Genomic DNA, 6,742 nt, shown 5'->3' on the forward strand with positions numbered 1-6,742 from the left:
CATGAAGAAGATTCTGGTGCTGCTGGTCGCGGGATCGATGCTGAGCGGCGTCGCGGCTTATGCTGCGATCGCCAAGCCCTCCGTCCTGGCGAAGGTGCGGGGCCGCTGATGGAGCCGGTGCGCAACGTTTCGGGCAAGGCCTATCCCTGGGGTGCGAAGAACGTCGACACCGACGTCATCATCCCGGCGCACTGGCTGAAGACGATCACGCGCGCCGGCCTTGGCCGCGGCGCGTTCGAGACGGTGCGTGCGCAGCCGGGCAACATCTTCGACGATCCCGCCTATGCCGGCAGCCCGATCCTGATCGCCGGCGACAACTTCGGCTGCGGATCGAGCCGCGAACATGCCGCTTGGGCGCTGGGCGACATGGGCGTCAAGGCGGTGATCGCACCGAGCTTTTCCGACATCTTTTCCGGCAACGCATTCAAGAACGGAATCGTACCCGTCGTTCTGCCGCAGGAAGCGGTGGACCGGCTGATCGAGGTCGCCAAGACGGATGAGATCACGATCGATCTGGAGACAATGACCGTCACCACCCCTTATCAGGACCGGTTCGTCTTCGCGCTGGACGCGTTCCGTCGCCGGTGCCTGATGGAGGGGCTGGACGAAGTCGGCCTGACGCTGGCAAGGGATACCGCGATTTCGAAATTCGAGGCGATGCTGGATGAGCATCGCCCGTGGATCGCGGGAGAGAAACATGCGAGCACTGCTGTCGAAAGCGCCGGGCGGACCTGAAACGCTGGAAATCGGGGAGCTTCCCGATCCCGTCGCCAAGGCCGGTGAAGTCATCGTCGCGGTGAAGGCCTGCGCGATCAATTATCCCGACGTGCTGGTCATCGAGGACAAATACCAGTTCAAGCCGCAGCGCCCGTTCGCCCCGGGTGGCGAAGTGGCCGGCGTGGTCGAGAGCGTCGGCGAAGGCGTGACGGCATGGAAGCCGGGCGATCGGGTGATGGGCAACACCGGCATGGGCGGGCTGGTCGAGAAGCTCGCCATGAAGGCGGACAATATCTATTCGGTGCCGGACGAGCGCTCCTTCGAGGAAGGCGCGGCGCTGCTGCTGACCTATGGCACGACGATCCACGCGCTGGTCGATCGCGGGCAGATCAAGGCCGGCGAGACCCTGCTGGTGCTGGGCGCGGCGGGCGGCGTCGGGCTGGCCGCGGTGGAACTGGGCAAGGCGTTCGGCGCGCGCGTGGTGGGCGCCGTATCGAGCGAAGAGAAGGCGCAGGCCGTGCGCGAGGCGGGCGCCGACGACGTGATCATCTATGGCCGCGCGCCCTTCTCCAAGGACGAGAGCAAAGCGCTGGCCGACACGTTCAAGGAGAAGGCGGGGAAGAACGGCTTTGACCTCGTCTATGACGCGGTGGGCGGCGACTATGCCGAGCCGGCGCTGCGATCGATGGCGTGGGAAGGCCGCTATCTGGTGATCGGCTTCCCGGCCGGTATCCCGAAGATCCCGCTGAACCTGACGCTGCTGAAGAGCTGCGACATTCGCGGTGTGTTCTGGGGCGCCTATGCCGCGCGCGAGCCGGAGAAGAACCGCGCCAGCATCAAGCAACTGTTCGACCTATGGCGGGAGGGCAAGATCGCGCCGAAGGTGACCGAGGTGTTCCCGTTCGAGAAGGGCGGTGATGCGATCGCCAAGATGGCCGGCCGCGGCGCGATCGGGAAGCTCGTGGTGCGCGTGGCCGACTGAGCGGCACGCGGGACGGCCAATCGACCGTCCCGCGGATCGCCAGATGCGGACCGCGGGTGCGGCCCGGCATCCGCTGTCGGTGCATGAGGCGACACGAACGATGTGGCGCATGTTGCGTCGCGTGCTCCGCCCACCTATTCCGGCATCAAACAGGAGCAACGCAAAACCATGACTACCTTCGACGATCGCGAGCGCGCCTTTGAAGCCAAGTTCGCGCACGACGAGGATATGGCGTTCCGCGTCGTGGCACGCCGGAACCGCCTGCTCGGCCAGTGGGCCGCGGAGCTGATGAAGCTGACGCCCGAGGAAGCCGATGCCTATGCCAAGACGGTGGTTCACGCCGATCTGGAAGAAGCCGGCGACGGAGACGTCGTGCGCAAGGTGGTGGGTGATCTGACCGCCGCCGGGATCGACACCGACGAGGCCGCAGTGCGCGCCGCGCTGGAGGAGCAGACGATCGTCGCGCGCCGCCAGCTGATGGAGCTGAAGTAACATGCCGATGGCGGCGGACGAGATTGCCGCGCTGATCCGCGAAGGCATCCCCGACGCCGAGGTCGAGATCACTGATCTGGCCGGCGATGGCGATCATTATGCGGCGAAGGTGACGTCCGCCTCCTTCGCCGGCATGCCGCGGGTGAAGCAGCACCAGGCCGTCTACGCCGCGCTGGGCGGGCGGATGGGCGGCGTGCTCCACGCCTTGCAGTTGACGACGTCGGTACCGAAATAGTCCGCAGCAGTTTCCCCGCGAGGATCAAGAAGATGACCGACGACTCCCACGCCCGCATCGACGAGGTGGTGAAGAACAATCCCGTTGTGCTGTTCATGAAGGGCAGCCCGCTGTTCCCGCAGTGCGGCTTCTCCAGCCGTGCGGTGGCGATCCTCCAGCACCTCAATGTCGATTTCGAGAGCGTGGACGTGCTGCAGGACCAGGCGATCCGCCAGGGCATCAAGGCCTATTCGGACTGGCCGACCATCCCGCAGCTGTATGTCGGCGGCGAATTCGTCGGCGGATCCGACATCATGATGGAAATGTACGAGAGCGGCGAGCTTGCCGATCTGCTGAAGGACCAGGCCAAGGCCGGCTGACACTGAAGATTACCGGGTGCGGGCGGGGCGTCGCGAGATCGAAGAAGCGACGCACCCGCCCGGCTGAAGCGTAACCACGCTCGGTGCACTGATCATGATGCAGTGCGCGTGCCAGCCGCGCAGGATCGGCGGAAACGCGCGGGTTCGGAAGGTTAACGTGCCGCGCGCACAAGCGGCAGGTGTAAAGCGCGCCGACAGTGTCGGTTCTGCGAAGCGGTGCTGGTGCCGCGGCCCAAACGGGCGACGCGCCTGCCTCCCCCCTATTCCATCGCGACGCGTTGGTTTCGCCCGCGGGCGCTTACGGCATGTCTTCAAGGATGAAGAAGCGGGACCTCGGATCGAGCCGGAGGTGACGACTGATTTGTGCGTGCGCGGGCGGGTTACTTGCCCCGGTCGGCGAGGAGCATGCCGCGGGCGAGGCGGCGGGCCGTGTCGCGCGGCAGGCCGAGCGTGCGTGCCATCGAGCCGCCAAGCAGTGCATCGCCGAGCGCCATCAGGACGAGTTGCAGCGTCTCTTCACGGATCGGGGCGCCCGGGGCGTGCTGGTCCTGCGCGAGATCCTCGACCAGATCGTGGATTGCGGTGAGGATCGGATCCAGCGCATTTTCATTGCCGCTGAGGATCATCCAGCTGGCCAGCGCGCCCGCGCCGTTCTTGCCGAACGCATCGAAGGTGAGATCCACGACTTCGGCGGGATCCTCCGCCTCGCGCGAGCGAATCACCGCTTCCTTGATCGTGGTGACGATGCGGGAGGCCATGTGTTCGATCAGCGCCTTCTGCAGCCCTTCGGCGGATCCGAAATGATGCAGGAGATTGGCGTGGGTGCGGCCGATCCGTGCCCCGACAGCCTTTAGCGTGACCGCCTGCGGGCCGACCTCGACCAGCAGCTCGCTGGCCGCCTCCATCGCGGCGGCGCGCGATTCTTCCGGGCTGAGGCGACGGCGGAGAGGGGCAACGGACATGGCCGCGCTGTCGGCCGTTCGCCACGATTTTGCAATCCGCGACATCCGCGGCGCCACGGGGTGGCACGCGGGCGCACAGGGATGCGAACGGCCGGACGGGGGAGGCGCCCGGCCGTTGCGTAGGGGCCTGCGATGCTACGCGGCGATCCGCATTCGGGCCGGTTCCGCCTCGCCCTCGAGATCGAGCGCGAGCACCGCGCAGTCCACCTCTCCCCCACGGGCGAGCGAATAGAGCGGCTGGCGCCGCACTTCGCGGAAGCCGAGCTTCTCCAGCACCCGGCGCGAGGCCGGGTTATCGAGATGATGGCTCGCCTCGATCCGGCGCAGCGGCAGCGCGTGCCGCGCCATGTCGATCACCGCGCGCCCGGCCTCGGTGGCATAGCCGCGGCCCCATGCCTGGGGGGTCAGCCAATAGCCGAGTTCGGCGGTGTGGCGGCCGGTGGCGTTGAGGCCGATCCCGCCGACCATCCGCGGATAGGAGCCGTCATGCGCCAGGATGAAGAAGCGCGCGTCGGTGGGGCCCCGCGGCACCGCGAGGAAGGCCTCGGCATCGCCCACGCTATAGGGCCACGGCAGCCGCGCGAGCTTCATCGCCACTTCTTCATGGGCGATGGCTTGCGTCAGCGTCTCCGCTTCTTCCGGCCAGCTTGGCCGCAGCGTCAGTCTCTTCGTCCGCGCGAACATGGTGCGCTCTCCTCCCGTGCGCCGTTAGCCGCTCGTCATGACGAGCCGGCGACATGCGTGTTGAGGGAGCATGAAAAAAGGGAGCCTGGGCGGACCCGGCTCCCTTGTTTCTGGCTGGCCTCCCTGATGGAGGCTCCGGATCGCCCTGGTGGGCAACCCGGATGGTTACCCGATGTTATTCTGCCGCTTCGGCAATCATGTCGACCGAACAGAATTTGCGGCCGAGCTTGCCCTCGTGGAACACCACGCGGCCGTCGACGAGCGCAAAAAGGGTGTGGTCCTTGCCGATGCCGACGTTGCGGCCCGGATAGAACTTGGTGCCGCGCTGACGGACGAGGATGTTGCCCGCGATCGCTTCCTGACCGCCGAACTTCTTCACGCCAAGACGACGACCGGCCGAATCACGACCGTTACGCGACGAGCCGCCTGCTTTCTTATGTGCCATGGTGCTTGCTCCTTACGCTTCGCGGTTAGGCCGACGCGCCGATCGACACGATCTTGAGGATCGTGTGGTTCTGGCGGTGGCCGTTGCGGCGGCGATAGTTGTGACGGCGGCGCTTCTTGAAGACGATAACCTTCTCGCCCTTCGCCTGCGCGATGATTTCAGCCGCGACGGTCAGCCCGTCGGTCGGCTTCAGCTCCGAACCTTCGCCGGCGAGGAGCACGTCGCTCAGCGTAACGGAGGCGCCGGCATCGCCCTCCAGCTTTTCGACGACGATCTTGTCTCCGGCGGCAACGCGATACTGCTTGCCGCCCGTGCGCACGACTGCGAACATGGCCCTGTCACTCTACCCAAATGTCTGTGCCCGGACCGGAAACCGGGCCAGGAGGAACGGCGCAGCTAGTAGAGTCGCCGTCGCTTGTCAATGTTGAGCGGGGCGGCAGCGAAGATGAATCGCGCTGCCGGCCCGATCTCCACCTGATCTATCAGTGACGATGCTCGCGGCGCAGGCGATAGCGGCCGTCGGTGAGCCCAGTGAAGAGACCGGCGATCGCCGGATGATCCACTGGTTCGTCGCTTTCGTCATGGACGAGATTCTGCTGGCTCACATACGCGACATAGGTCGATTCGGCGTTTTCGGCGAGCAGATGGTAGAACGGCTGGTCCTTGCGCGGGCGAAGCCCCTCGGGAATCGACAGATACCATTCCTCGGTATTGGCGAAGACCGGATCGATATCGAAGATGACGCCGCGGAAATCGAGCATGCGGTGCCGCACGATATCGCCGATCGTGAAGCGGGCATGGGCGATCGGCGGCGCGACGGGCGCGTCAGCGGGGATCGCGGTGGTGGGTTCGGCGGACATGTGGCCAATCTAGTTGCTCTTGCGCGCTGCACAAGCAGCCGCTTGCGCCGCCACCACAACCACGTTAGAGGCGCGCCCTCGATCCACCGGGCCCGCCATCTGGCACGCCCGGTTGCCTCGCGGAGAGGTGCCAGAGTGGTCGATTGGGACGGTCTCGAAAACCGTTGTGCCTTTACGGGTACCGTGGGTTCGAATCCCACCCTCTCCGCCACGGTGTTTCCATATGCCGTGCTGCTCGCGACGTGCGGGCGATCTAGCGAGACCGTCAGACACATTGAGATGCCGGGCGCGATGCTGTTCTGGCTCGCCGGTTGCGTGTTCGCCGCTCCCGTTCGGTCGTAGATGTTGCCGTTCCACAAGTCGGGAGCAAGCGCGCCCTATATAGAGTGTTCCAGTCCGCTTGCGTCGTTGGAGGCGGTAGGCTCGCCGCCGGCTCTTTGAGCACGGATGCACGTCTGCCGTAGAAACGACGTCCATACAGCACTGAATGCTTTGGCGAGCGCCCCAAATAGCAAAGCATCGATGACTTAGGCTCTGTCTTCCCGAGCGATTGCGATCCATCGCTGGCGAATGTGCTTTGAGACGGATGGCTGATCCGTCCGTGCGTCCCTGATGTGGTTCGCGGCGTCCACACCTGCGGGCTGTTAACTAGGTGCTCACCGCCGGCCGGCGCGGTTCAGGCATGTTTAGCCTCCGCTGATATCATCGTTCTTCCTCCATAGGCCACCTCGGGCGTGTGAGACGCCGGAGCAATCTCACGGATAGCGAGGTGGTGCCTGAGCGCAAACTCGACGGGCGGCACAAAGCTGCCTCTGCGGGGCGTGAGCGGCACACGCCGCCTCGACCAGGGCTCCGATTCGTATGATTCGGGCGGGGGACAAAGCCGGTTGGCCCTACTGCGGATCCCAAAACCGGTGGGAAAGCGTTGGTTTTGGGGGTGTGTGTAAGAAAGTTGCAAAAAGGGTTTGACGGGTTGGGGTGGTTTACCTAGATGGGTGTCACCGCA

General features: G+C 65.4%; 10 protein-coding genes and 1 tRNA gene. 6 read left to right on the top strand and 5 right to left on the bottom strand.

Annotated elements, in window-relative coordinates; genetic code table 11:
- Positions 1-108: 108 nt before the first annotated feature.
- From leuD to grxD, 5 genes are all read left to right on the top strand, one after another.
- On the top strand, positions 109-735 hold the full coding sequence (leuD, locus tag ACH0CP_RS06050; RefSeq protein WP_294444881.1) for a 3-isopropylmalate dehydratase small subunit: 627 nt from the start codon (positions 109-111) through the stop codon (positions 733-735).
- Positions 698-1,699, top strand: coding sequence for an NADPH:quinone oxidoreductase family protein (locus tag ACH0CP_RS06055; protein ID WP_294444880.1), 1,002 nt, complete (start codon positions 698-700; stop codon positions 1,697-1,699). Before leuD ends, ACH0CP_RS06055 begins: the two co-directional genes overlap by 38 nt.
- 168 nt (positions 1,700-1,867) lie before the next feature.
- Positions 1,868-2,191 carry a DUF1476 domain-containing protein gene (locus ACH0CP_RS06060; protein WP_294444879.1) on the top strand — a complete coding sequence of 108 codons (324 nt, stop codon included), beginning with the start codon at positions 1,868-1,870 and terminating at the stop codon, positions 2,189-2,191.
- 1 nt (position 2,192) lies between these two features.
- A complete protein-coding gene (locus ACH0CP_RS06065) occupies positions 2,193-2,426 on the top strand; it encodes a BolA family transcriptional regulator (RefSeq protein ID WP_294444877.1) in 234 nt (77 codons plus the stop codon).
- Positions 2,427-2,458: 32 nt separating this feature from the next.
- Positions 2,459-2,785, top strand: coding sequence for a Grx4 family monothiol glutaredoxin (gene grxD / locus ACH0CP_RS06070; RefSeq protein ID WP_294444876.1), 327 nt, complete (start codon positions 2,459-2,461; stop codon positions 2,783-2,785).
- Between the two features lie 380 nt (positions 2,786-3,165).
- Here grxD and ACH0CP_RS06075 read toward each other — a convergent pair whose 3' ends face one another.
- The 5 genes from ACH0CP_RS06075 to hspQ form a co-directional block, all read right to left on the bottom strand.
- Entirely contained in the window at positions 3,166-3,747 is a 582-nt protein-coding gene (locus tag ACH0CP_RS06075; protein WP_294444875.1) for a TetR/AcrR family transcriptional regulator, read from the bottom strand.
- Positions 3,748-3,882: 135 nt separating this feature from the next.
- A complete protein-coding gene (locus ACH0CP_RS06080) occupies positions 3,883-4,431 on the bottom strand; it encodes a GNAT family N-acetyltransferase (RefSeq protein WP_294444874.1) in 549 nt (182 codons plus the stop codon).
- A 175-nt stretch (positions 4,432-4,606) separates the two neighbouring features.
- Positions 4,607-4,876, bottom strand: coding sequence for a 50S ribosomal protein L27 (rpmA, locus tag ACH0CP_RS06085; RefSeq protein WP_066780771.1), 270 nt, complete (start codon positions 4,874-4,876; stop codon positions 4,607-4,609).
- A gap of 25 nt (positions 4,877-4,901) precedes the next feature.
- Positions 4,902-5,207: a 50S ribosomal protein L21 gene (rplU, locus tag ACH0CP_RS06090; protein ID WP_046406359.1), complete on the bottom strand. Its 306-nt coding sequence runs from the start codon at positions 5,205-5,207 to the stop codon at positions 4,902-4,904.
- Positions 5,208-5,358: 151 nt separating this feature from the next.
- The gene (gene hspQ / locus ACH0CP_RS06095; protein ID WP_406888330.1) at positions 5,359-5,736 is read right to left on the bottom strand and encodes a heat shock protein HspQ; all 378 of its coding nucleotides are present in this window, start codon (positions 5,734-5,736) and stop codon (positions 5,359-5,361) included.
- Between the two features lie 121 nt (positions 5,737-5,857).
- Here hspQ and ACH0CP_RS06100 point away from each other — a divergent pair.
- A tRNA-Ser gene (locus tag ACH0CP_RS06100) sits at positions 5,858-5,947 on the top strand.
- The last annotated feature ends 795 nt before the right edge of the window (positions 5,948-6,742 follow it).

The sequence above is a fragment of the Sphingomonas sp. 179-I 2A4 NHS genome (genome assembly GCF_045369135.1).
In the GTDB taxonomy this organism is placed as follows: domain Bacteria; phylum Pseudomonadota; class Alphaproteobacteria; order Sphingomonadales; family Sphingomonadaceae; genus Sphingomonas.

Excerpts from the sequence above, each read along its gene's own strand:
- leuD (WP_294444881.1), top strand. The coding sequence starts at position 109 with ATGGAGCCGGTGCGCAACGTTTCGGGCAAGGCCTATCCCTGGGGTGCG.
- ACH0CP_RS06055 (WP_294444880.1), top strand. The coding sequence starts at position 698 with ATGCGAGCACTGCTGTCGAAAGCGCCGGGCGGACCTGAAACGCTGGAA.
- ACH0CP_RS06060 (WP_294444879.1), top strand. The coding sequence starts at position 1,868 with ATGACTACCTTCGACGATCGCGAGCGCGCCTTTGAAGCCAAGTTCGCG.
- ACH0CP_RS06065 (WP_294444877.1), top strand. The coding sequence starts at position 2,193 with ATGCCGATGGCGGCGGACGAGATTGCCGCGCTGATCCGCGAAGGCATC.
- grxD (WP_294444876.1), top strand. The coding sequence starts at position 2,459 with ATGACCGACGACTCCCACGCCCGCATCGACGAGGTGGTGAAGAACAAT.
- ACH0CP_RS06075 (WP_294444875.1), bottom strand. The coding sequence starts at position 3,747 with ATGTCCGTTGCCCCTCTCCGCCGTCGCCTCAGCCCGGAAGAATCGCGC.
- ACH0CP_RS06080 (WP_294444874.1), bottom strand. The coding sequence starts at position 4,431 with ATGTTCGCGCGGACGAAGAGACTGACGCTGCGGCCAAGCTGGCCGGAA.
- rpmA (WP_066780771.1), bottom strand. The coding sequence starts at position 4,876 with ATGGCACATAAGAAAGCAGGCGGCTCGTCGCGTAACGGTCGTGATTCG.
- rplU (WP_046406359.1), bottom strand. The coding sequence starts at position 5,207 with ATGTTCGCAGTCGTGCGCACGGGCGGCAAGCAGTATCGCGTTGCCGCC.
- hspQ (WP_406888330.1), bottom strand. The coding sequence starts at position 5,736 with ATGTCCGCCGAACCCACCACCGCGATCCCCGCTGACGCGCCCGTCGCG.